This is a genomic window from Sphingopyxis sp. sgz302558 (assembly GCF_057220455.1).
This window is the reverse complement of sequence record NZ_JBXPUZ010000001.1, coordinates 611,400-635,544: the sequence shown is the minus strand read 5'-3', so window position 1 is coordinate 635,544 and position 24,145 is coordinate 611,400. Positions and strand designations below refer to the sequence as shown.

22 protein-coding genes and 1 riboswitch are annotated in these 24,145 nt (G+C 63.9%); of the genes, 13 read left to right on the top strand and 9 right to left on the bottom strand.

Translation table 11 applies throughout. The features are described 5' to 3' along the window. Positions 1-81: 81 nt before the first annotated feature. Positions 82-981, top strand: a complete 900-nt coding sequence (locus AC2TC0_RS03065; protein WP_484716011.1) for a LysR family transcriptional regulator — start codon at positions 82-84, stop codon at positions 979-981. A gap of 73 nt (positions 982-1,054) precedes the next feature. Here the strand turns inward: AC2TC0_RS03065 and AC2TC0_RS03060 are convergent, their stop codons facing one another. The 4 genes from AC2TC0_RS03060 to AC2TC0_RS03045 form a co-directional block, all read right to left on the bottom strand. Beyond that, positions 1,055-1,636 carry a uracil-DNA glycosylase family protein gene (locus AC2TC0_RS03060; RefSeq protein ID WP_484716010.1) on the bottom strand — a complete coding sequence of 194 codons (582 nt, stop codon included), beginning with the start codon at positions 1,634-1,636 and terminating at the stop codon, positions 1,055-1,057. Next, positions 1,633-2,319 carry a DUF6445 family protein gene (locus AC2TC0_RS03055; RefSeq protein ID WP_484716009.1) on the bottom strand — a complete coding sequence of 229 codons (687 nt, stop codon included), beginning with the start codon at positions 2,317-2,319 and terminating at the stop codon, positions 1,633-1,635. The genes AC2TC0_RS03060 and AC2TC0_RS03055 overlap by 4 nt, the downstream gene beginning before the upstream one ends. Positions 2,320-2,387: 68 nt before the next feature. Further along, complete coding sequence (locus tag AC2TC0_RS03050; RefSeq protein WP_484716008.1) at positions 2,388-4,430, bottom strand: putative bifunctional diguanylate cyclase/phosphodiesterase; 2,043 nt, start codon at positions 4,428-4,430, stop codon at positions 2,388-2,390. Continuing rightward, entirely contained in the window at positions 4,403-4,936 is a 534-nt protein-coding gene (locus AC2TC0_RS03045; protein WP_484716007.1) for a heme NO-binding domain-containing protein, read from the bottom strand. The genes AC2TC0_RS03050 and AC2TC0_RS03045 overlap by 28 nt, the downstream gene beginning before the upstream one ends. 141 nt (positions 4,937-5,077) lie before the next feature. Then, positions 5,078-5,183: riboswitch (TPP riboswitch) on the top strand. Positions 5,184-5,295: 112 nt separating this feature from the next. Between AC2TC0_RS03045 and thiC the strand changes: the two genes are divergently transcribed. The 5 genes from thiC (at position 5,296) to AC2TC0_RS03020 (ending at position 9,446) form a co-directional block, all read left to right on the top strand. Beyond that, the gene (gene thiC, locus AC2TC0_RS03040) at positions 5,296-7,179 is read left to right on the top strand and encodes a phosphomethylpyrimidine synthase ThiC (RefSeq protein WP_484716006.1); all 1,884 of its coding nucleotides are present in this window, start codon (positions 5,296-5,298) and stop codon (positions 7,177-7,179) included. Between the two features lie 57 nt (positions 7,180-7,236). Further along, on the top strand, positions 7,237-8,109 hold the full coding sequence (locus AC2TC0_RS03035; protein WP_484716005.1) for an HAD family hydrolase: 873 nt from the start codon (positions 7,237-7,239) through the stop codon (positions 8,107-8,109). After that, positions 8,106-8,738: a hypothetical protein gene (locus AC2TC0_RS03030; protein ID WP_484716004.1), complete on the top strand. Its 633-nt coding sequence runs from the start codon at positions 8,106-8,108 to the stop codon at positions 8,736-8,738. The genes AC2TC0_RS03035 and AC2TC0_RS03030 overlap by 4 nt, the downstream gene beginning before the upstream one ends. A 74-nt stretch (positions 8,739-8,812) precedes the next feature. Beyond that, complete coding sequence (locus AC2TC0_RS03025; protein ID WP_484716003.1) at positions 8,813-9,130, top strand: type II toxin-antitoxin system RelE/ParE family toxin; 318 nt, start codon at positions 8,813-8,815, stop codon at positions 9,128-9,130. After that, on the top strand, positions 9,123-9,446 hold the full coding sequence (locus tag AC2TC0_RS03020; protein WP_484716002.1) for a helix-turn-helix domain-containing protein: 324 nt from the start codon (positions 9,123-9,125) through the stop codon (positions 9,444-9,446). The genes AC2TC0_RS03025 and AC2TC0_RS03020 overlap by 8 nt, the downstream gene beginning before the upstream one ends. Positions 9,447-10,252: 806 nt before the next feature. Here the strand turns inward: AC2TC0_RS03020 and AC2TC0_RS03015 are convergent. Then, positions 10,253-11,722 carry a PQQ-dependent sugar dehydrogenase gene (locus AC2TC0_RS03015; protein WP_484716001.1) on the bottom strand — a complete coding sequence of 490 codons (1,470 nt, stop codon included), beginning with the start codon at positions 11,720-11,722 and terminating at the stop codon, positions 10,253-10,255. Positions 11,723-11,813: 91 nt separating this feature from the next. After that, positions 11,814-11,945 carry a hypothetical protein gene (locus AC2TC0_RS03010; RefSeq protein WP_484716000.1) on the bottom strand — a complete coding sequence of 44 codons (132 nt, stop codon included), beginning with the start codon at positions 11,943-11,945 and terminating at the stop codon, positions 11,814-11,816. Positions 11,946-12,248: 303 nt separating this feature from the next. On the opposite strand from AC2TC0_RS03010, the gene AC2TC0_RS03005 reads away from it, so the two are divergent. Beyond that, positions 12,249-12,455 carry a cold-shock protein gene (locus tag AC2TC0_RS03005; RefSeq protein ID WP_484715999.1) on the top strand — a complete coding sequence of 69 codons (207 nt, stop codon included), beginning with the start codon at positions 12,249-12,251 and terminating at the stop codon, positions 12,453-12,455. 28 nt (positions 12,456-12,483) lie between these two features. Here AC2TC0_RS03005 and AC2TC0_RS03000 read toward each other — a convergent pair whose 3' ends face one another. Continuing rightward, positions 12,484-12,996 carry a hypothetical protein gene (locus AC2TC0_RS03000; RefSeq protein WP_484715998.1) on the bottom strand — a complete coding sequence of 171 codons (513 nt, stop codon included), beginning with the start codon at positions 12,994-12,996 and terminating at the stop codon, positions 12,484-12,486. A gap of 85 nt (positions 12,997-13,081) precedes the next feature. Here AC2TC0_RS03000 and AC2TC0_RS02995 point away from each other — a divergent pair, with 85 nt between their 5' ends. Both AC2TC0_RS02995 and AC2TC0_RS02990 read left to right on the top strand, forming a co-directional pair. Next, entirely contained in the window at positions 13,082-13,534 is a 453-nt protein-coding gene (locus tag AC2TC0_RS02995; RefSeq protein WP_484715997.1) for a DUF3429 domain-containing protein, read from the top strand. Then, positions 13,531-14,136, top strand: coding sequence for a pyridoxamine 5'-phosphate oxidase family protein (locus tag AC2TC0_RS02990; RefSeq protein WP_484715996.1), 606 nt, complete (start codon positions 13,531-13,533; stop codon positions 14,134-14,136). Before AC2TC0_RS02995 ends, AC2TC0_RS02990 begins: the two co-directional genes overlap by 4 nt. Here the strand turns inward: AC2TC0_RS02990 and AC2TC0_RS02985 are convergent. Further along, positions 14,106-14,546, bottom strand: coding sequence for a hypothetical protein (locus tag AC2TC0_RS02985; protein ID WP_484715995.1), 441 nt, complete (start codon positions 14,544-14,546; stop codon positions 14,106-14,108). The genes AC2TC0_RS02990 and AC2TC0_RS02985 overlap by 31 nt on opposite strands. Next, complete coding sequence (ung, locus tag AC2TC0_RS02980) at positions 14,543-15,241, bottom strand: uracil-DNA glycosylase (RefSeq protein ID WP_484716470.1); 699 nt, start codon at positions 15,239-15,241, stop codon at positions 14,543-14,545. The genes AC2TC0_RS02985 and ung overlap by 4 nt, the downstream gene beginning before the upstream one ends. Before the next feature lie 75 nt (positions 15,242-15,316). On the opposite strand from ung, the gene AC2TC0_RS02975 reads away from it, so the two are divergent. The 4 genes from AC2TC0_RS02975 to pbpC are packed head-to-tail and all read left to right on the top strand — an operon-like array spanning position 15,317 to position 24,074. Further along, positions 15,317-15,664, top strand: a complete 348-nt coding sequence (locus AC2TC0_RS02975; RefSeq protein ID WP_484715994.1) for a phosphoribosyl-ATP diphosphatase — start codon at positions 15,317-15,319, stop codon at positions 15,662-15,664. Next, complete coding sequence (locus tag AC2TC0_RS02970) at positions 15,654-16,031, top strand: histidine triad nucleotide-binding protein (RefSeq protein ID WP_484715993.1); 378 nt, start codon at positions 15,654-15,656, stop codon at positions 16,029-16,031. Before AC2TC0_RS02975 ends, AC2TC0_RS02970 begins: the two co-directional genes overlap by 11 nt. A gap of 59 nt (positions 16,032-16,090) precedes the next feature. Next, entirely contained in the window at positions 16,091-21,922 is a 5,832-nt protein-coding gene (locus AC2TC0_RS02965; RefSeq protein WP_484715992.1) for an alpha-2-macroglobulin family protein, read from the top strand. Then, entirely contained in the window at positions 21,912-24,074 is a 2,163-nt protein-coding gene (gene pbpC, locus AC2TC0_RS02960; protein WP_484715991.1) for a penicillin-binding protein 1C, read from the top strand. Before AC2TC0_RS02965 ends, pbpC begins: the two co-directional genes overlap by 11 nt. The last annotated feature ends 71 nt before the right edge of the window (positions 24,075-24,145 follow it).

The following is a 24,145-nucleotide window of genomic DNA, read 5'->3' as shown; positions in this document are numbered from 1 at the left end:
GCAACGCGCGAGCGCGCCGCTTATAAGCGATATCGCAAATCTGTTTTGCATCATCGCAATAGTGTGTCAGGTTTCGCCCTCATGGCTCTACCCGATGCGACCGACCTCGACGCGCTGGTTGCGCTGGCCCGCTATGGCAGCCTGAGCGCGGCGGCCAAGCGGCGGGGGGTTGCCGTGTCCACCTTGTCGCGGCGCATTGATGCCGCCGAAGTCAATCTCGGGCTCAAGCTGGTTACCCGGCATGCGCGCGGCGCTCAGCTGACCGAAGCGGGCCAGCATGTCGCCGCCGCCGCCGCTCCGCTATCGGGTCAGCTTGACCGCGTTGCGCAGCTCGCTGCCGCGCTGGCATCGGGCGCGGCGCTGCGTCCGGTGCGGTTGTCGGCAACCGAATTCATCGTGTCCGATGTGCTCGCGCCCCAGCTGCCTGCGCTGCTCGGCGGCCCAGCGCCCATCGCGGTCGAGCTCCGCTCGGAGGCCGATGTCATCAGCCTCGCCGCGCGCGATGCCGACATCGCGGTGCGCATGGTGCGTCCAACCGGGGCCAGCCTGGTCATCCGCAAGCAGCGGCCCATCGCCCTGTCACTCTACTCTTCCCGCGCGTACCTAGGCACCCGAGCGCCCGGCGCGCTCGATCTCGCTGGCGAAGCGCTGCTCGCCTATGACGACAGCTATGGCGCGCTCCCCGAAACCACCTGGATTGCCGCGGCAGGCTTGTCTCAGCGCGTGGTGCTGCGCTCGGGCAGCACGCGCGCGCTGCTCACCGCGACGCTGGCGGGCGCGGGCATCGCGCTGCTGCCCGATGTCATTGCCATTCGCCATGCCGAACTGGTCGCACTACCCACTGGCCCACGCATTCCGCCGCGCGTCCCCTATATTACCTATCACCGTGACCTTCAGCACGACCCGGCGGTGCGACGCGTTGCCGACTGGGTGATCGGCTGTTTCCAGCGGCTGACGGTTTACGCGCCCATGCGCGGATAATTGACCCGATCGCTGATGGGCGAAGGCGATGAGGCCAAAGGGTCAGGACCCCAGGGTCCTGACCCCGGATTGGTCAGACCAGCGCTGCCGCCACGCGCGCGCGCAGCACGGGCAGCAGCTCGGCTGCAAACCACGGATTTTTGCGCATCCACCCGGTGCTGCGCCAGCTGGGGTGCGGCAGCGGGAACAGACCCGCTGGAGCAGCCGCAAAATCGCGCACCGCCTGCGTCATTGTCCGCCCCGGCACCCGCAGCAAATAATGGTCCTGCGCATGATGCCCGACCAGCAACGTCAGCTGCACCATTGGCAGCAGCGCGCGCAGCCGGGCATGCCACAGCGGCGCGCATTCGCGGCGCGGCGGCAGGTCGGCCGATGCCCCCTTGCCCGGATAGCAAAAGCCCATCGGCATCAGCGCAACGCGGTCCGGATCATAGAATTGCGGCGGCCTGATCGCGGTCCATTCGCGCAGCCGTTCGCCGCTGGGGTCATCCCATGGCACGCCGGACGCGTGCACCGCCGAACCCGGCGCCTGCCCGATGATCAGGATGCGCGCGCCCGCCCCCGCCTGCACCACCGGGCGCGGGCCATGCGGCAGATCAGCGCACACCGTGCAGCCGCGAACCTGTGTCAGCAGCCCATGAAGCGCGCCGCTCACGCCCCAACCAGAAACATGTTGATGGTCAGCCGCCCGTGCACCGGGTCGGCGGTCAGCGCCCCCGCGTCGGGGATGACCCCCGAATGCAATTGCCGCCCACGATACAGCACCAGCCGGTCGGGCACCGCCTGAACCTCGTCAATCAGCTCGAACCAGCCGCTGTCGCCATAATGATAGCGCGGCGGCGGCGTGCCATGCTCGCGCGCGTCCTGCGCCAGCGCGGCATTATAGGCATCCTCGCGCGGCGGGGTGATCGTTTCGAAACCGGTGCGACGATGGCGATAAAAGGCGGTACCGCCGCTTTCGGGCCCCAGCAGATAATGCATGATCGCAATCACCTCGCCCCCCGCGTGGTCATAATGTGGGATGCGCTGGAGCGGCGCCAGCTGGTCTTCGGCCAGCGTGACCAACGAAAAGGTCGACGCATCCAGCCGCACCCCGCGCGTGAAGCCGAACACGCTTTGCATGATCTGCATCATCAGCGGGCGGCGACGGTCGAGATAGCTGGGGTCGGCCCACGCGCGAATGCCGGGATAGGACGCTCCCGCATGCTGGTAAGTCGCGGCGCGCCCCGCTGCGAGCAGCGCATCGGCCATCCCGCTGAACCCGTCGATCACCACCAGCGGTTCGCCTTCGCGCCCCATGCGGCGCACGCTCACCTCGGCTTCGGGCAGGGACATCATGCCAAAGGGATGCGCAGCGCGCCCAGCCAAGTCAATCGGCCAAGTCAATCAGCCGCCAGCAAAGGCACTCAGTCCATCGGCGACTGCGCTAGGAGCGAGAGAGCCTCCGCCTCTGGCACCGCGGTATGGAACAACCATCCTTGACCCAGCCGACATCCGATATTTTCCAGTTGCGATCGCTGCAATTCGGTTTCCACCCCTTCCGCCACCACGGCCAAGCCCATGGCGGCGGCCAGCTTCATCATGATGTCCACCAGCGTCCATCCCGTGTTGGTCTCGCTCTGATTCATGACAAAGGAACGATCAATCTTAAGCGTATCGAACGACATCGACTGAAGGTGCGCAAGCGAGGAATAGCCCGTCCCGAAGTCATCAAGACTGACGCGGATGCCCATGGTGCGAAGTTCATCGAGCACCCTTGCCGTATGGGTGGGGTTCAGAACTGCAGCACTTTCCGTCAGCTCGATCGTGATCTCGCTTGGCCTTGCATCGGTTTCGATCAAAATTTCGCGAACCAGATCGGCAAAGCCCGGCAATTGGAACTGGCTTGCCGCCACATTCACGCTGATCGAAAACGGCCGCAGATCGGGCACCGTTGCCCGCCACCGCGACGAGGCACGGCACGCCTCCCGTAACACCCATGTGCCCAGCGGCACGATCAGGCCGCATTGTTCGGCGACCGGCAGGAACTCATCGGGGGCGATGTACGAACCATCCTCTTGCGGCCAACGCAGCAGCGCCTCAAAGCCGACGGTTTGGCCCGTCGCCATCTTGACGATCGGTTGATAACAAAGCCGGAATTCCTGCTGGTCGATTGCCCTGCGAAGTTTCGATTCCAGCGCCAGGCGGGCCAAGGCGACGGCGCGCATTTTTGCATCAAAGCTCACGGTGCGGGGTTTGCCGTCGGCCTTGGCGCTGTATTTTGCTTCATACATCGCGACATCGGCATCGCGCATCAGGGCATCGGGGGCCTCATAGGAACAATCATCGTGCGCGATTCCGATGCTCGCGGCGGCACGGATCTCGCTCGCGCCGATATAGTGCACGGGATCCAGACTGTCGTGGATGGCACTGGCCAATTTGTCGGCAATCGCAGCGGCGTCCGCCGCGTCGATCAGGATGGTGAACTCGTCCCCGCCGATGCGCGCCAGCAAGATGGTGCCGGCTGGGTAAAGGCGCGCAATGTCCTCCGTGACATTCTGCAGCCGCTTGGCCATGGCGACAAGCAGCTGGTCTCCCGCCTGGTGGCCAAGCGTGTCGTTGACCAGCTTGAACCCATCAAGGTCGATGTAGATCAGCGACAGAGCGTATTTCCCGGCTGCCCGATTTGCCGCGAATATCTCTTGAATCCGCATTTCGAACAGCGCTCGGTTGGGCAGCCCGGTCAAGGGATCCCGCGTGGCGCTTTCGACCAGTTTGCGCGCGTGCTGCTGGCGCTTGAACACCCGGCCAGCCTGGGTTCCGATTTGCATTAGCAGGTCCAGAAATTCGGGCTCGGGCGCGGTCGTGTCGGTGCCGAAAAATTCGATCGCCGCGACAAGCTCCTGACCCATCAGCACGGGAGCAGCGACGCCCGAACGCAACCGACACCGCTTCGCCGGCCCGGAGCGCGAGAAGCCGGGCTGGGCATGAATATCGGGGACCCAGATCGGATGGGCGTCGATGAACAAGCAACCCGGCGGCGATGCAGAGGGCCAGACAACCAGCCTTTGCGACGCGTCCGCAAACGGAAACATCAGGTCGGGGTTGCTTGCGTACCAGACATTGGTGCCCTCCAGCCGCTCGTCGCCCGGTTCGCCGGTTCGCAACAGGACGGTGCCGATCGCCCATCCGGTCACTTGACAGATTTCTTTGGTCGCCATCCGCAATGTTGCAAGCGGGTCGTTCGACTCGTTGGCAACGATGGCGATCTTGTTCAGCAATTCCAGGCGGCGACGGCTGAGATAAAGGTCGCGCAATCCGCGTTCGGCAATGGCTTCGGCATCCTGCCGGGCCCGGCGTTCGCGCGACAGGCTCCGTTCCAGCCGGGCAATCGCTTCGTCCTTCGGATCCTGGCGAAATTCCGCCGAATCGAGCCTCTGGCTCATTGCCAGCTCAGCCGCAGCTGACATGACTGATGGCCTTCGTGCATGCAGCGCGGCTGGACGACGCTGATCGTCTCGCCATAGTGAGCGGCCAGCCCATCGATAAACCCATGGGCCAGATGGCACAGTTTCCGGGGGGAGTTGTACCCCAGCGTCAACGCGCCATCATCCTCTCCGAAGTGAAAATGCGGGCAGCCTGCGCCGGAATAAAGCTTGCGCACCTCGGGATGGATGATCGAGTTCAGGCTAAGGATGAAAGCCCGCGCATCGGGGGCCGCCTCGAAGAAATGCGGATAGCGGGCGTGCAGCCGGGGCATGGCCCCCGCGCCAAGCAGGCGGAGCACTTCGGGAGCAGAGGCCCCGGTCATCGTGCAGGCCACCTCGACCAGCGCAAACAGCTCGCCATCGTCATAGCTGCCCAGCGAGGTATAGCTGCCATCGAGACCCGCTACCGTCAGCATCGAATCCCAGGCATCGGGGCCATAGCGATCGTTGACGACCTCCTCGACAATGTTGAAAATTATCCCCTTCATCGAAGATGCCCCCTGTTTCTGCGCAGCCTGGAATTCCGTTTTGCGATTAACGGCCAAAGGTCGGCTAAGTTTAGCGGGTTGGCCCGCCCCACATTCGACCGAACGCCTGCTTGGCATGGCGCGATCGACGGTCTAGAACGGCCTCCATCCCCGGGGAGTCATGTGACTGAGAGGGGCTGGTCACGCAGCCCGACCCGTCGAACCTGAACCCGTTAGCACGGGCGGAGGGAGGGAGCGTTTTGCGCCACTTCTTCTCGGCCGTTCCAGCGGAATTGTTCCCCGGCGCAAGCCGGGGCCCAGAGCAGCACTGGATTCCGGCGTGCGCCGGAAAACGGTCAGCTCATCAATGGAGGAATAGCATGGCCGACCGTCCCGCCCGTACCGAAGTCCCCCAAAAGACGCCAAACGTCACCACCGGCCCCATCCGGGGGTCGCGCAAGATCCATGTCGGCACCCCCATGGGCCTGCGCGTCGCGATGCGCGAAATTCATCTGGAACCGACCAGCGGCGAACCCCCCGTGCGGGTTTACGACACCAGCGGGCCCTACACCGATCCCAATGCCAGCATCGACATCGACGCCGGCCTGCCCGAGCTGCGCGCCCCCTGGATCCGCGCGCGCGGCGATGTCGACGAAGTCCCCCAGCGCGAGGTGCGGCCCGAGGACAATGGCCAGCTCGGCCCCGACCGCAGCGGCGGCGTGAAGCCCTTCCCCAACGTCCGCAAGATGGTGCTGCGCGCCAAACCGGGGGCGAACGTCAGCCAGATGCATTATGCCCGCAAAGGCATCATCACCCCCGAAATGGAATATGTCGCCACGCGCGAAAATCTCGGCCGCGAACGCCTGCGCGAATATGTCCGCGACGGCGAATCCTTCGGCGCCGCCATCCCCGATTATGTCACCCCCGAATTCGTCCGCGATGAAGTCGCGCGCGGCCGCGCCATCATCCCCAGCAACATCAACCACCCCGAAAGCGAACCGATGGCGATCGGGCGCAATTTCCTCGTCAAGATCAACGCCAATATCGGCAACAGCGCGGTCGCATCCGATGTCGCCAGTGAAGTCGACAAGATGGTGTGGAGCATCCGCTGGGGCGCCGACACGGTCATGGACCTGTCGACCGGGCGCAACATCCACGACACGCGCGAATGGATCATCCGCAATTCGCCCGTCCCCATCGGCACCGTGCCGATCTATCAGGCGCTGGAAAAAGTCGGCGGCGTCGCCGAAGAGCTGACGTGGGAAATCTTCCGCGACACGCTGATCGAGCAAGCCGAACAGGGCGTCGATTATTTCACCATCCACGCCGGCGTGCGCCTGCCCTATGTCCCCCTCGCCGCGAAGCGCGTCACCGGCATCGTCAGCCGCGGCGGCAGCATCATGGCCAAATGGTGCCTCGCGCATCATCAGGAAAGCTTCCTCTACGAACGCTTCGACGAAATTACCGAGATTATGAAAGCCTATGACGTCGCCTACAGCCTCGGCGACGGCCTGCGCCCCGGCAGCATCGCCGATGCCAATGACGAGGCGCAATTTGCCGAGCTTTACACGCTGGGCGAGCTCACCAAACGCGCCTGGGCGCAGGATGTTCAGGTGATGATCGAAGGCCCGGGCCATGTGCCCATGCACAAGATCAAGGAGAATATGGACAAACAGCTCGAGGTGTGCGGCGAAGCCCCCTTCTACACATTGGGCCCCCTCACCACCGACATCGCACCGGGCTATGACCATATCACCAGCGGCATCGGCGCGGCGATGATCGGCTGGTACGGCACGGCGATGCTCTGCTACGTCACCCCCAAGGAGCACCTCGGCCTGCCCGACCGCGACGATGTGAAGGTCGGCGTCGTCACCTACAAACTCGCCGCCCACGCGGCTGATCTGGCCAAAGGCCACCCCGCCGCGCAAGTCCGCGACAATGCGCTCAGCAAAGCCCGTTTCGAATTCCGCTGGCGCGACCAGTTTAACTTGAGCTTAGACCCCGACACCGCCGAGCAATATCACGACCAGACATTGCCCGCCGAAGGCGCGAAGACCGCGCATTTCTGCAGCATGTGCGGGCCCAAATTCTGCAGCATGAAGATTTCACAAGAAGTGCGCGAATTCGCGCGGTTGCAGAATCAGGAAGCGAACGGGTTCATCGCGGCGGAAGAAGCCGAGGCCGGCATGGCCCAGATGAGCAAGGTCTATGACGAGACCGGGCGGGAGCTTTATATGGGCGCGGGCGATCGGGAGCATGATTGACAAAAACTCTATTTCTGTTCTATATATGTTCTAATGGTCGATCTTTGGTAGCCCAGCATGTCGAACAAAATTTTGGCAATCTTCGACTTCGACAACACACTCTTCGATTGGGTGCATGTCTGGTACAGCTGTTTTACGGCGATGATGACTGAAGTGGAACTCAAGACTGGTTTGTCAGTCAATGATTTGGCTGCCGAAATTCGGCCTATCCATCAGAGCCATGGCACCTCAGAATACGCTTTTCTCCTTGAGGCGCTTCCGAGCCTTCAATCACACCTTAACGGCCAAAGTGCATCGGTGGTTTTTGAGGACGCAATTCGTGCGTTTCGAAAGGCGAGAAAGCGCGAGCTCAAGCTTTATCCTTCCGTCGCTGAAACATTGTTGAAAATTAAGGGCTCAGGAGCTCGGCTTGCAATTTATACGGAGTCTCAAGGCTTTTACAGCTTCTATCGCTTGAAGCGTTTGGGCCTAGATGGGGTTATTGATCGCATTTATACCCCTCCTGACCACGATCTGCCGGATCGTTTCCTCGAAAATGGTGGTCGGCATTATGGCAGAGACTTCTACCACCTGCGACATACTGAACATCGCCACACACCAGCTGGCGAATTGAAGCCAAACCCTGATCTTCTAGCTCAAATAATCACCGACTTTGGCGTTTCAAAGCAGCAGACAGTTTATGTTGGAGACAGCCGTCAGAAGGACGTGGCAATGGCCAAAGACGCGGGCGTTGATTACGCTTGGGCTTCTTATGGAGAGGCCCAGGAAACCGAGGCTTATGAATTGCTCAAGCTCGTTACACATTGGAGTGATGCCGATGTGCAGCGGGAGGCGCAAATTCGAGCCAGAGTGGTGACGGCAGATCTCGAGTTGAGTGAGAGTCTGCTGCAGATTTTCGACCATTTTAGCTTCTCGGAGTATCATCAGTGACAACCCCGCCACAGCCTTCTGCACCGCCTCCGAAGGAACATGCTTTGTTGGCACTAGAAGCATGGAAAAAGGTAGTTCAGACTCAGGAACATTTTAACGAAATTTGCATGAAGGTTCGCACTCTATATGCGACGGTTTTAGCTGCAATTTTGTCTCTTTACGGAGTCTATTTGAAAGACTCGAAAAATCATGGAGTCGAAATATCTGGTTTTTATTTTGACACGCTTCTCATTGTTTTGTTTGCGGTCTTTTTGTCCACGACATTGTTCTATTTTGTAGATAAGGAATGGTATCATCGATTGCTCCTAGGTGCTGTCAATCAGGGCGCGGCCATTGAAAGGCGGTGGGAAGAAATATTGCCCGAAATACAGCTCGGATCGAAGATTTCGGACAGCAGCCCGGTTGATCTGTCACAACGCCCAAAACTCGCATGGTTTCTGAGGTTATTCGTCAATGATGCACGTCTGACGCAAAACAATCGGTTACATTCTGACGCTAAGGTTGAAGTGTTCTATAAGCCGATCCAAGTTTTGGCGATGTGGGGCTTTGTCAGTGCCTGCATTTTCGGCGGGATAACATACAATAACCGTTCGGTTGCAGGGTGGGTCTGGCAAATCATCTGCCCGTGACAATATACTAAAATAGGTATCTTTATCTCCCCGGCGAAACGCCTCTCGACTGGATCGGTTCGTCGAAGAAGGATTTGCTTGCCTTCCCCGAAGCACTGATCGGCATGATGGGTTATGCGTTGGGCGTCGCGCGGCTGGGTGGGAAGCATCCACATGCCAAGCCGTTGAAGGGCGAGGGCGGCGAGGTGTTTGAAGTGGTCGAGGACCACCAGGGCGACACCTATCGCGCGGTTTATACGGTGCGCTTTGCCGAGGTGATTTACGTGCTCCACGCTTTCCAGAAGAAATCGACCAAGGGCATCAAAACCTCAAAAGCAGACGTCGCAATGATCAAGGCGCGGCTGCGGCTGGCGCAGCAAGACTATCAGGCAAGGAAAAAAGCCGATGACTGACACCAACATCACCCGCGGCACCGCCAATGTCTTCACCGACCTCGGCCTGCCCGATCCGGCGGAACGTCAGACCAAGACCCGCCTTGCGCTCGCCATCAACCGGATCATCAAGGATCAGGGCCTGAAACAGGTCGATGCCGCCCGCCTGCTCGGCGTGCCGCAGCCCAAGGTTTCAGCGCTGGTCAATTACCGGCTCGACGGCTTTTCGGTCGAAAAATTGATGGATTTCGCGGTCGCGCTTGGCCGCGATGTCGAAATCATTGTCCGCCCCAAACGTGATGCGGCCGCCCGCGTGTTGGTGCTGGAGGCGGCCTGAACCTCCGCGCCCTCTGCGGATCTCTGCGCCTCTGCGCGAAAGCCCTTTCCTACATGTTCCTTTTATGTTCCACCCTTGTGGATGAGCACTACACCCTCCCCCGATTCGCCCCCGTCGCCCTTTGCCGGCGACGCCGATGCCCGCCGGCCTGCCGCGGCTTTCCTGCGCTATGAATTGCGCGCCGACGGCTGGTCTCCCGGGCGGCAGGCGGCTTTTCTGGCGCATCTGGCCGATCATGGCGTGGTCGCCGATGCCGCGCGCGCGGTGGGCATGTCGCTGGCCGGGGCCTATGCGCTGCGCCGCACCGCGCGCGGCTATCCGTTCAGCATGGGCTGGGAAGCGGCGCTGATCATCGCGCGGCGCATCGTCGTCGACAAACTGATGACCGCGGCGATACAGGGCGAACAGGCGCGCTGGGTGCGCGAAGAGGGCGTCACCACCTTTCACCGCCAAAATACCCGCCTGTCGCTCGCGCTGCTCGACCGCGTCAATCCGGCGGCAAGCGTGCCCGAAGTGTTGGCGGTCGCCACCAGCTTTGACTGGTTTGTCGAGCTGATCGATCGCGGCGCCAGCGGCACCGCCTTGTGGGATGCCTTTTTCGACGACGCGCTGCCGCACAGCGAGATCGAGGCGCGCGACAGGGTAAGGGGGTCGCTTCTACTTTGTGAAGAATCCGCGCTTTTTGACGAGGACGCGGCGGCGCCCGACGACGAGGAAGCAATCGACGACGAGGCGGGGCCCGATGATGAGGCGCCGGTCGAATATAAATCGCTCGATGCCCCCCGCGCCGCCGCACGGCGGCGCCCCTACCCCGCCACCACCATGAAAATCTCGCCGTCGAAATCGACGATGAACAAATTGCCCGCGCTGTCCTCGCCGAACGACACCAGCTGGTTGATGGTCCCGGCGTCGGGGGCGAAATCTTCGTTGCGGCGCTCGAATGCGCTCGATGCCAGCGTCTGGCCGTCGACCAGCGCGGTGACCGGCACGGTCCAGATATTGCCGCGCACAAAGTCGGCAAAGACATAGCGGTTTTGCAGGCTCGTCACCGGGCCGCGATAGACATAGCCGCCGGTGACGCTGTTGCCCTGTCTTGGGCCGGTGCCGTGGCTATATTCGGCGACGGGCGGGGTCAGCCCGGCGGGGGCGGTGCCATTGAACGGCGCGGTCCCTTCCAGAAAGCGCCAGCCGAAGTTGCGGCCGCCCTGCGCCGTGGTGAGCGCGCTGATTTCCTCGCGCGCGCCCTGGCCGACGTCGCCGATGATCAGGCGGTTGCCGAAAAAGGAGGCGCGGAACGGGTTGCGCAGGCCATAGGCAAAGATCCACGGATCGCCGCCGCCGCCGATAAAGGGATTGCCGGGCGCGGGGACATAAAGCGTGGGCGACGCGGTGTCGGGGTTGCGCGCCAGCCGGAGGATTTTGCCCAGCCGGTTATTCAGGTTCTGGGCATTGTTCTGCGGGTCGCCGCTGCCGCCGCCGTCGCCAATGCCGACATAGGCATGGCCGTCGGGGCCAAAGCCGATCCAGCCGCCATTATGGTTGCTGAAATCGGCGTGCGGCGTGCTCAGCACCGTGGTGAAGCCCGGGGTGCCCAGCACATAATGGCGCACCTGAACCGCGCCATCGGGGGCGGTGGCGACCGCGAGCAGCGCTTGGCTCGCGGCAAAATCGGGCCGCGCGGCCAGGCCCAAGAGCCCGCGTTCGCTGTCGGTCGACAGGCTCGCGGCGGTGAACAACAGGGTGCGGGTGCCATTGGCGGGGTCGAGCCGGTACACGCCGCCGGTTTTTTCGGCGACCAATACCCGCGTGTCGCCGGGGATCGCCGCGACATACAGCGGCTGCGAAAAGCCCGTCCCGACGCGGCGCACGGCAATGCCCTCGCGGCTGTTGGCGACGGTGATGTTGACATTCTGGTCGGCGCTCGCCTGCCCGTCGGACACGCGCAGGGTGATGGCATAGACATTGTCGCCATCGGCATCGCCGGGCAGGTCGAAATCGGGCGGACTGGCAAAGCTGACCGCGCCGGCGGACGTGATCGCAAAGCGCGCGGCGTCGGCCCCGCCGGTGATGCTGAAAGTCAGCGGGTTGCCATCGGGGTCGCTGGCGGTCGCCTGATAGGCGGCGGTGGCGTTCTCGGTCACCCCGGCGGTCTGCAGCGAGGTGAACGTCGGCGGACGGTTCGCGGCCGGCGGCGGATTGCCGCCCCCGCCACCACTGCCGCCGCCCCCGCAAGCGGCCAGCAACAACATCGGTGCGATGGCAATGAAGGTGCGCATGGGACAAGGCTATCGGCCCGGCGCCTTGCTGTCGACCCGGCTTGCGACCGGTTGTTAAGCCGAAATTCGCCTTATCCGCCCGGCGACGCGATTATTTCCTCATATTGTCCAGCCCCGCGACCACGCCGGTCTTCTGGCTGGGCTGCGAGGCGTTGGGCTTGGGCGGTTTTTCGGCCTTGGGCTTGCGCACTTCGCGGTTCGATTTCTTCTGGCTCTTGGCCATGGTCCATTTCCTTCGCGCCGGACTGGGTTGGTCGGCTGGTGGCCAGCCTAGGCGCTTTTTGGCAAATCACGGCATATATTCGGGGGCAAGGTCCGCACGGCGACCGGCGCACGATTTGCCAAGTCCCGCGTTTTCGCCTATACCCCAAATCGCTATCGTCGACGCAGACGGAATTTTCGGCGCAGGGGCTGCTCCTTTCGGGGAACGAATCCGGCGCACCCAAACTCCACTTCACGACCCTGGCTACCCCCGACGTGCGCTGTTGCACGGCGGGTTACTATGTTTCGTGAAAGGAACACTCCTATGCCAACCGGCACCGTAAAATTCTTCAGCACCGACAAAGGTTATGGTTTCATCGCCCCCGAAGACGGCGGCGCGGACAGCTTTGTCCACATCACCGCCGTGCAGGCCGCCGGCATGCACACGCTGGATAAAGACCAGCGCCTTTCTTACGACGTCGAAGTCGGCAAGAATGGCAAGGCTTCGGCGGTCAATCTGACCAACGCCTAAGGCCGATTGACGGGCGGCGGGGCTGGTTTCAGCCCTGCCGCTCTTCGATCATCAGCCCCGGGACATGGTTGGCCAGCCCGGCCGCCCAGTCGCGATAGGGCCAGGGCATGACCTCGTCCTTGGGAAAGGGCAGCAGTTCGCCGTAGCGGCCGTAAAGAAACAGCTCGTCAGCATCGCTGCCCTCGACCACCACCACGCGCGCAATATCGGCAAGCTTCAGCCTGCCAGCATCGGTCGCGCGGCCATCGGCAACCCGCCCTTGCCACCACACCAGCTCACGCGTCGCAGGATCGATAAAGCTGCCGCGGCTGGGGTTGACGATCAGCGAGGCCGCCCCGCCCATCGCGAACACCACGCCCAGTCCGCCTGCGACCGGCACCAGCCAAGGCGCGCATTCGCCATCGGCGCTGCAATTGGTCGCGGGATCTACGGTCCAGCCAGCATAGACGAAAATCAGCCCGACCAGCAACATGCCCCACCAGCGCACATCGCGCCGCGCGCTGCGCTCGAACCACAAGATCGGGCTCTCGGCTCTAACCACGCGCCAAATCCTAGCGTCAATTCCTTACAATGTCCTAATCCGGCCGACCCTTGCCCACGCACGCCGTCTGGCGCATGGCAGGCGCATGCTCGACCAGATTCCGTCCCCTCCTCGCGCGCTTGGACTTGCCGGATTGCTGCCGATGGCGGCGCTGCTGGCGGTGGTCATCGGCGGCGGCGATGGATGGCGCTTCGGCGCGCTGGCGCTCGGCTGGCTCTATGCCGCGCTGATCTTCAGCTTTCTTGGCGGGTTGTGGTGGGGACTGGCGGCGGCGGCGCGTACGCGCGCACCGTCTTGGCTTTATGGAGTCAGCGTGCTGCCCAGCCTTGTGGCGCTGGCATCATTGACCCCGTGGCTGATCGGCGAGCCTTGGCCGGGTCCGTCATTGGTCTGGCTGGGCATCGGCATTTTCGCATCACCGCTGGTGGACCGGCGCATCGCAGCGCTAGGACTGACGCCGCCATGGTGGTTGCCGCTGCGCCTGCTGCTCTCGGCGGGGCTGGGACTAATGGCCGTCGCCATGGGGCTGGCGGCATGAGTAACGATCCCTTCATTCCGCGCGATGATCTGGCGGCGATAGAGTCGGACCTGTGGGCGCGGCTCGCGCGCGGCAAGGCCGACCGCAAATCGCCCTGGCACACCCCCGTGGTCGGCACCGCTGATGGCGAGCTGCGGGTCATGGTGCTGCGCCACGTTGATCGGAGCACAGCGACGCTACGCTTTCACACCGATGCCCGCAGCCCGAAGGTTGGGGCGGTGGCTGTGAACCCACGCGTCTCGGTGCTTTTCTATGATCCGGGAGCAAAGCTTCAGCTGCGCTGTTCGGGCAGCGGCCAGATCGCTACCGCCGACGCCGTGACCGACGCGGCCTGGGCCGGCAGCGCCGCTACCAGCCGCCGCTGCTATCTGGCGCCGGTCGCCCCCAGCAGCCCAGCGGATGTCCCCACCAGCGGCCTGCCTGAAAAATTTGAACAGCGCTTCCCAACGCTGGCCGAAAGCGAGGCCGGTCGCGACCATTTCGCGACGCTCACCGTGACGCTCGACCGCATCGACTGGCTCTATCTCGCGCATGACGGCCACCGCCGCGCCCTTTTCACACGCACGGGCGTTCAATGGCAGGCAGACTGGCTTGTTCCTTGAAGCCGCTCATTTTCGGCCACGAGCAGGGCGTCGAGCTGCGTTACTGCACTTTGCCACCCCGGTGCAGCAGCTTCCCACAAGGGCCCGCTCGCAGCCTTTAGTTCGGCAAGGCACAGCGCCGTCCATGCCTGATAGCGGGCTCTGGCAATCGGTCCATAATTGCGGTGCAAATCGACCCAGTGTGCTGCGCTGCCCGCGGCCCAGCGCTCGCCGCTGGCCAGCGCGAACAGCAGTACGAATGTCTCGTCGGTCATCCGCAGCACCGCCGCATCGACGTTGATAAAGCGCGCCACTTCGTCGGGATATTCAGCCAGAAACCGGTCGAAAATCCGACGCGACACGGCGCGCATGTCGACCACAGCCATCAGACACGCCTCCATTGCTGCCAGCGTCGGGGCATCAGCTTTCATGGCAGCTCAGGCAAACGCCAGTCGATAGCGCCGCGTCCATGCGCATCCAGAAATGCGTTAGCCTTGCTGAAATGGCGGCAACCGAGAAAGCCGTTATGCGCCGACAGTGGTGAGGGGTGCGGCGCGCGTAACACCAGATGTGGGCTGCCTGTGCCGAGCTGCGGCACGGCGGCCGCCTTGCGTTGCGCATGGCTGCCCCACAACAGAAACACCGTCGGCTGCAGCGACGTCGCTACCTCCGCGACCACGGCATCGGTAAAGCGCTCCCACCCGCGTCCCTGATGCGACGCCGCCTGCCCCGCCTCTACTGTCAGCACGGCGTTGAGCAGCAACACGCCCTGCGCCGCCCAATGCGCCAGATGCCCGTGGCGCGGTGGCGCAATACCCAGATCACTGACGAGTTCCTTGTAGATATTGACAAGGCTCGGCGGCACCCGAACTCCCGGCTGCACGGAAAAGCACAGGCCGTGCGCTTGCCCAGGACCATGATAGGGATCCTGCCCCAGAATCACGACCCGCACCGCGTCGGGTGGCGTAGCGTCGAGCGCGGCAAACCAATGGCGGGGGGGCGGATAGATGGTCTTGCCCGCCGCGCGCTCGGCGGCCAGAAACGCCCTCAGTTGCGCCATATAGGGCTGATCGAATTCGCTGCCGACGCGCGCCAGCCATTCAGGATGCAGTTTGACCTCGCCCATCCGCTGACGTTCGGCGATGGCGCGCGCGCTGTCCAGCGACTTGTCGTAGCGCACGCAGCCCGATAGGCAGCTTCCATGATCCAAACACCCACTTCTGCCCTCGCCCGCCTCGAAGCCACCGTCCGCGACCGTATTCTGGCCGGGGAAGCGGAGGCAAGCTATGTCGCCAGCCTGATCGCCAAGGGCCATGGACATATCGCCCGCAAGGTGGGGGAAGAGGCGCTCGAGCTGGTCATCGCCGCTGTCGAAGGAGAAGAGCCCGAGATTGTGGCAGAAGCGACCGACTTGGTGTTCCACCTCACCGTGCTGCTCGCTGCGCGCGGCATCGGCTGGGACGCGATAGAGGCCGAACTCGAGCGCCGCGCGGGCACCTCGGGCCATACCGAAAAGGCAGCACGCACGGGAGCCTCGCATGCCGATTGACGCCACCCAGCCCTATGACGACCGCAATATCTTCGCACGCATCCTGCGCGGTGAACTGCCATGCAACAGTGTGTACGAGGATGAATGGGCGCTCGCTTTTCACGACATCAATCCGCAAGCGCCAGTTCATATCTTGGTTATCCCCAAGGGGGCTTATGTCAGCTGGGACGACTTTTCGGCGCGCGCGGGAGCCAATGAAATTGCCGGCTTCATCCGCGCGGTGGGGCAGGTTGCGCGCGATCTGGGGCTGCCAGCACCGGGATACCGCTTGCTCGCCAACATCGGCGGGCACGGCGGGCAAGAGGTGCCACACTTCCACGTCCACCTTTTCGGCGGCCAGTGGCTGGGGCCGATGCTGACGCGCTAGACAGCAACCCGGCCTTGGCGCAAGCTGTGGTTGCGGCTTGACGGGGGGATTCGCGGGCGATGGCAAAGCACCAGGACAAGCCGAAACCGCGGAGGTGGCCCAAGGCTCTGCTCGCGCCGCTGGCGCTGTTCGCCGCCACCGCCGCTAGCGGTGATACGGTGCCTCAAGTCGTTCTCGCCACGCCCGGCAGCGCATCGGCGGGCGACACCAGCATCAACCGTTTCACCCTGCGCTTCTCCGAGGCGATGGTGCCGCTTGGCGAGCCGCGCGCGCGCCCGCCCGCCAAACATAACTGCCCCGTCCCCGGCGCAGGCCGCTGGGTTGATCAGCAAACTTGGGTGCTGGAATTCGACCGGGCGATCCCGGCAGGCAACAGCTGCGAAGTGACGCTGACCGACCAGCTGTTCACCCAACGCGGCACCGAAATCACCGGCAACCGCAGCTTTCCTATCGACACTGGCGGCCCCACGGTTCGGGCCATACTGGCGGGCGGCTCGTATAGCGGGATTGAGGAAGACCAGATTTTCTTAATCGCGACCAATGCGGCCGCTGATCACCCCTCGATCAGTCGCTTTGCCTATTGTGCAGTTGACGGCATTGGCGAGAAAATCCCGCTCGACTTGCTGCCCGCCGCAACGGCGAGAGAAATCCTGACCGGTCTTGGCAACGCTGACTGGGAACGGCAGGATTTTCTGACCGCCGCAGGTTTGCCAACGCAAATCCCCACTGCGGGCGCCGAGCGTGACATTTTCTTCAGCCGCATTGTCACCGCCAAATGCCGTCGTCCGCTGCCGCCGGGGCGCGACATGGCGTTGGTGTGGGATGCGCGTATAGCCCAGGCTGGGGCGCCGACGCGCACCGCAGGGCGCGACCAACGTTTTGATTACAGCGTGCGCGCAGCCTTTTCCGCGCGTTTCACTTGCTCGCGTGTGCGCGCCGCCGCAGGTTGCAACCCGCTCAAGGACATCATCGTCAGCTTCACCGCACCGGTCCCGCGCAGCGCTGCGCTCGCCGCGACGCTGCGGATGGCCGACGGCAGCGTGCGTGCCGCCGCTGCCCCAGGCGACAATGATGCGTACCTTACCCAGGTACGCTTCACCGGTCCCTTCCCGCAAATGCAGCAGGCCTCGGTGATTTTGCCTGCTGACCTTGCGGACCAGTCGGGCCGCCTGCTCCAGAACGCAGCGCGCTTCCCGCAAGCCGTTGCCATCGACCGCACCCCGCCGCTTGTCAAATTCGCCGCACCTTTCGGCATTTTGGAAGCGCGCGAGGGCGGCGTGCTGCCCGTCACCGTGCGCGGCGTCGAACCAGAGCTGGAACGCCAACAATTGTCGATTGCCGGGGCAACTCTGCGCCTTGGCGACGATGATGCCGCCGTGCTCAAATGGTTGGACCGTGTCGAAGATGCCGACGACACCGACTATCGAGAACTGGATGATGGCAAAGGCGGGACTGTCACCGTTAATCATACTGGGACGAAATCGGTTTTCGCTGCCGTGCCCACCGGAACTCCCGCGCGCAGCGCCCTGACCTTGCCGTTGCCCGGTAAGGGCAAAGAGTTTGAGGTTGTTGGCATTCCCCTGACCGAGCCGGGTTTCCATGTTGTCGAACTGGCCAGCCCCGAACTGGGCGCGGCCCTGCTGGGGCGCAACGCGACACGCTTTGTCGCCTCGGCAGCGCTAGTCACCAATATGGCGGTGCACTTCAAATGGGGGCGCGAGGCGTCGCTGGCTTGGGTCACCTCGCTCGACACCGGGCTGCCGGTCGCGGGAGCCGAAGTGCGCGTCACCGACGCCTGCACCGGACGCCGCCTGACTAGCGGCACTACCGACGCGCTCGGACGGCTTGCGATTACGCGCGGCCTGCCCAAGCCCGAAACCTATTCGGATTGCCCTGACGATGCGACCGCCGCCAACACCAGCGAAGGCCATGCACTGATGGTCTCAGCGCGGTCGGGCGATGATTTCAGCTTCACCCTGACTGACTGGGGCGATGGTCTGCGCCCCTATGATTTCGACCTGCCCTATGGTTGGTCCGAACGCACCGACATCTTGCACAGCATATTTGATCGCGCGCTGGTTAAAGCAGGCGAGAGCGTCAGCATGAAGCATATCCTGCGCCGCCCGGTCGGCGTGGGCTTTGCCTTTGCGCCCACGCTGTCGGGTACGCTCCGGCTTGCGCATCGCGGCTCTGACACCAGTTTCGAGCTACCCTTCGCCATCAATGCGGGGGGTGTAGGCGAAAATATATGGAATGTTCCCGCCACCGCACCGATGGGCGATTATGACCTGCAATTCGTGACCAAAGACGCCACGGGCGAGGAGCGCACCATTTTTTCCCGCCAGTCGGTGCGTGTCGATGAATATCGTCTGCCGACCATGCGCGCCACTGTGACCGGTCCAAAGGAGCCACCGGTGCGCCCCGCTGTGGTTCCGCTGAACCTGTTCGTGGGCTTTCTGTCAGGCGGTCCCGCGGGCGGCTTGCCCGTCACCATACGTACCGCCTTCACGCAAAGCTGGTCACCGCCGGAGGATTATGACGGTTGGGATTTTGGCGGAATGCCGGTCAGCGAAGGCACGGTCCCACTCGACGATGCGGGCAGTGAGGTTTCTTCCCCGCTGCCGCTCGCGCGGACCGTGCCGCTTGCGCTCGGCTCCGATGGGACCGCACAGACCAGCATCGAGATCGACCAGCCGATTATCGAACCCACGTTGATGACGGTCGAAATGGATTATGAGGATGCCAATGGCGAGGTGCTGACCGCCAGCCGCCGCATCCGCCTTTTCCCATCGGCGATCCAGCTCGGCGTCAAGACCGATGGCTGGCTGATGCGCGACAGCGACCTGCGCCTGCAATTTGTTGCGTTGGGCCTCGATGGCGAGGCGATCTCAGGCCAAACCGTCAACGTCGCCGTCTATCGGCGCGAAATCACCACCGCGCGGCGACGGCTGATCGGCGGCTTCTATGCCTACGACAACCGAATGACGACAACCCGGCTGCCGGTGGCTTGCAGCGCCCGAACCGACAAGCTTGGCCGCGCTGCCTGTGCGTTGTCGCCTGGTGTATCGGGCGAGGTCACCGTCGTCGCGACCACACGCGACGCGGCGGGCAATGAAGCGCGCGCAGTGCGTACCGTCTGGCTCGCGGGCGATGACGAATGGTGGTTCGGCGGCGACAATGGCGACCGCATGGATGTGATCCCCGAAAGCCCGCGCTATCGGGCGGGCGACACGGCGCGTTTTCAGGTGCGAATGCCGTTCCGCGAGGCGACCGCGCTGGTCACGGTCGAGCGCGAAGGCGTGTTGTCGAGCTTTGTAACGCCCTTGAAGGGCACCAATCCGGTGGTGTCGGTCAATCTGCCCGCCAGCTATGCCCCCGATGTCTATGTCTCGGTCATGGCGGTCCGCGGGCGGGTGACCGGCAACGAAAGCTGGTTCCGCAAGGCCAAGCGCGCCGTGGGCTTTGACATCACCACCAGCGAGGGCGCACCACCAACCGCGCTCGTCGATCTTGCCAAACCCAGCTACCGCCTAGGCATCGCGCGCATCAAAGTAGGGTGGGAGGGCAATAAGCTTGGCGTCAAGTTAACCGCCGACAAAGCCAAATATGCCGTGCGCGAAACCGCCAAAGTCGCGGTGCAGGTCACCGCCCCCGGCGGCAAGCCGCCTTCCAACGCCGAAATTGCTTTTGCAGCCGTCGACGAGGCGCTGCTTCAGCTTGCACCCAACGACAGTTGGCAATTGCTTGATGCCATGATGGGGCAGCGCACCTTGGATGTGCTCACCTCGACCGCGCAGATGCAGGTGGTTGGCAAAAGGCATTATGGCCGCAAGGCGCTTGCCCCCGGCGGCGGCGGCGGCGAGGATATGTCGGGTCTGGCGCGCGAAGATTTCCGCCCGATGCTTTTGTGGAAGGGCCGCGTGTCACTGGACGCCAAGGGCCGTGCCATCATCGACGTGCCGCTGTCCGAAAGCCTGTCCTCCTTCCGCTTTGTCGCGATCGCCACCGCTGGCCCCGCGCTTTTCGGCACCGGGGAGACGAGCGTACGCACGGTACAGGATCTTGGCGTGTTTTCGGGGATTCCCGAATTGGTGCGCACCGGCGACCAGTTTGACGCGCGTTTCACACTTCGCAACGGTACCGACAAAGCGATGACGGTCACTGCCACGCCAACGCTTACGCCTGCCGTCGCTACGGGCGACCCGCTGACCGTCACCATTCCGGCGGGTGGTGCGGTTCCGGTGAGTTGGACGATGACCGCGCCCGACACCCCCGGCAACGTCAGCTGGGCGGTGGATGCGGTGACGAAAGACGGCACGCGCGACCGGGTGGTTGTCGAACAGACGGTCGAACCAGTTGTCCCTGTCGCAACCTGGGCCGCCACGCTGACGCCTGTCGGAGCGAACATTAACCTGCCCATCACTATGCCCAGGGGCGCTCTCGACGGCGGCAGCGTCGATATCCGGCTGTCGGCAACGGTAGCGCCCCCGCTTAGTGGCGTGCGCGACTATATGGCGCTTTACCCGTGGAATTGTTTCGAGCAGCAACTATCGCGTGCGGTGGCATTGGACGACACCGCGCGCTGGCAGGCGCTCGCGGGCGAGCTGCCGCTCTATCAGGATAGCGACGGTCTGATCCGCTATTTTCCCAGCGACCGCGTCAAAGGCTCGCCCGAGCTGACCGCTTATGTGCTGTCGATTACATCGGCTAGCGGTCTTGCCATCCCCGATGGCCCGCGCGCCAAGATGATAGCGGCCCTGCAAGCGGTGGTTGACGGGCGGCTGGGACGTGAAGCGCTTGGCCCAGGCGACTTGCGGCTCGTGCGCCTCACTGCGCTCGCCGCGCTCGCCCGTAACGGCGCAGCCAGCGCAGCGCTGGCTCAGCATATCGACATTGCCCCTGCTGCCATGCCGACCGGCCTGCTCGCTGATTGGCTGACGGCGATTGACCGCATTCCTGGACTGCGCGGCGCGGCGGCGTTGCGCATGGCCGCAGAAGCCGAGCTGCGGAAGCGTCTGGTCTACGAAGGCACCCGTCTCGACCTTATCGACGCGGCCAATGCGCCATGGTGGATGATGGTCAGCGGCGATGAAATGGCGATCAAGCTGCTCGACGCCGTGCTCGGACGACGCGGTTGGGAAGCTGACGCAGGCAAGCTGATGGTCGGCATTGCCCAGCGCCAGCGACGCGGCCACTGGGACACCACTCCCGCTAACGCCTGGGGCGCAGTCGTGGTGCGGCGCTTTGCCGGGCTTTATCCTGCCAGCGCGATTGCCGGAACAACCCGCGTCACTTTGGCAGGCCAGAGCGCAATGCAAAGCTGGCCCGCAGCCTTAGATGCCGCACCGCTCATCCTGCCGCTCAGTGCAGGTCCGCTAAACCTCCAGCATCAGGGCGCCGGCACTCCATGGGCGCTGATTGCGATCCGCGCTGCCGTGCCGTTGTTAGAGCCCTTGAACGGCGGATACCGCATTAGGCGCAGTACCAGCATCGTTAGGGCGGCAAACAAGGATCGGCTGACACGCGGCGATGTCATTAAAGTGCGGATTGAAGTGACCGCGACGGCAGGCCGCACCTGGGTAGTCATTGCCGACCCCGTCCCGCCCGGCGCGACAATTGTCGGCAATCTTGGTGGCCAGTCGCAACTGCTGGCCGCCGAGGCCGAAGGCGAAGGTTCGCAGCCTAGCTATGTCGAGCGCGGGCGCGATAGCTGGCGCGGCTATTTCGCCTGGCTGCCGCAAGGTACGCACAGCGTCGAATATGTCGTCCGCCTCAACGGTTCGGGGCGCTTCAGCCTACCGCCGACGCGCGTTGAGGCGATGTATTCGCCAGCGGTCAGCGGCGCATGGCCCAATCAGCCCATGACCATCTCCGCCGGCAATGGCCGCTGATCCACTTGCCACGACACCACCGACCGGCAGTATTCAGCCGCCGCGCCGCTTACGCTGGCGGTGGCTGGTGTCGGGCTTGCTGGCCGCAGCGCTGCTGACCCTGATATGGTGGACGCGCCCACCGCCGATGCCTGCCTATGCCGAAGTGCGCGCCGCGTGGAAGCCCAGCGAGGCGTGGCTATACGATCGCCATGGTGTTCTCCTCGACAGCCAGCGCATCGATTTTCAACGCCGACGCAGTATGTGGGTGCCGCTGGAGAGAATCGGCAGCGCCGTACCCGCCGCCGTTATCGGCGCCGAGGACCGCCGTTTTCGCAGCCACAATGGTGTCGACTGGCTTGCCGTGGCCGGTGCTGCGCGCGCGCGGCTGACCGGCGACCGTTCGCGCGGTGCATCGACCATAACTATGCAGCTCGCCGCGTTCCTCGCCCCCGAACTCGCGGCGCCCGGCCAGCGCAATTGGCTGCAGAAACTGCGCCAGATGCGTGCCGCGCAGGCACTCGGCCATGATTGGACACACGACCAGATTTTGGAAGCCTATCTCAATCTCGTACCGCTGCGCGGCGAGACGCAAGGAATCGGGGCAGGGGCAAGCGCGCTGTTCGGCAAAATCCCGGCACAAATGGGCGCACTCGACGCGGGGCTTTTCGCCGCGCTGCTCCCCGATCCCGCCGCCGGTCCTGAAGCGCTGGCGCGCCGTGCCTGCCGCAGTGCCGATGCAGCGCAGTGCGAGGCGTTGACCAGCGCTGCTGCCACTCTGACCAGCGGCGAACGAGCCGCCTCGCTCGACCCCGGCCTCGCCCCGCACCTCGCCGTGCGGCTGCTCGACAAGCCGGGAGCACGCATTACTTCTACCCTTGACGCCGCGATCCAGCGCGCCGCCGTAAAGGCTCTGCGCCGCCAGCTCGAAGCGCTTGGGCCAACGCGCGTCCGTGACGGCGCGGTGGTGGTGCTGGACAACGCCAGCGGCGCAGTACTTGCCTATGTTGGCGGGGTGGGCGGCCATTCGACCGCCGCAGCCGTCGACGGGGCGAGCGCGCGGCGACAGGCCGGATCGACCCTGAAACCGCATCTTTTCGCGCAGGTGATCGAGCGCGGCTGGCTGACCCCTGCCTCGATCCTTGACGACAGCCCCGTCCAACTCGACACCGCCTCGGGGCTCTATGTGCCCAAAAACTATGACCGCAGCTTTCGCGGTCCAGTCAGCGTGCGCGCGGCGCTCGCGGGTTCGCTCAACGTCCCTGCCGTGCGCGCACTCGTTCTTGGCGATGTTCAGGATTTCCGCGATCGGCTGTGGGATCTGGGCTATCGCGGCATCGTCGAGGACGGCGAATATTATGGCTTTTCGCTCGCGCTCGGCTCGGCCGAAGTCTCGCTGCTCGAGCAGGCCAACGCCTTTCGCACACTGGCCAATGGCGGGCGCTTTACGCCGCTGCGCCTGACACAGGCGGCACAACCGGGCGATGCGCGGCAGGTGCTCAGCCCTGCCGCCGCCTTTATCATTGGCGATATCCTCGCCGATGCTTCAGCACGCGCCGATGCCTTTGGCGCCGACAGCGCGCTGCGCTTGCCCTTTTGGGCGGCAGTGAAGACCGGCACGTCCAAGGCGATGCGCGACAATTGGTGCATCGGCTACTCCGATCGCTTCACCGTCGCGGTGTGGGTCGGCAATCTCGAGGGCGATTCGATGCGCGCGGTATCGGGTACCAGCGGCGCTGCGCCAGTGTGGCGCGATGTGATGCTGGCATTGCACGCAGGCCGCCCTGGCCGGGCGCCCGCCATGCCCAACGGGGTCGAAGCGCGCCAGATTGCGCTGCCAGGCACGCGTGAGCCGCCGCGCCGGGAGTATTTCCTGACCGGAACGGGACAGGCGCTGGTCGCCGCCGCCCCAGCCACCGCGCGCGCACCGCGCATCGTCAGTCCCGCCAACGGTAGCATCTATGCGCGCGACCCCGACATTCCAGCAGACCGCCAGCGCCTCGCCATACGCGTCAGCGGGGCAGCAGCGGGCCACCGCCTGCTGATCGGCAAGCAGCCGCTCGGCGATGCCGAGGTCGGTGCCAGCATCGCCCCGCGCCCTGGATCGCACCTGATCAGCTTGGTCGATCCGGGCGGCCGGACCGTCGACCGCATCCGCTTCACGGTGCGTTAAGCCGCGCCGAAATTAAGTTGCGCTAAGTTGGCAAGCGACTAGGGTCGCCGGTCATTACGAACGCCCAAGGG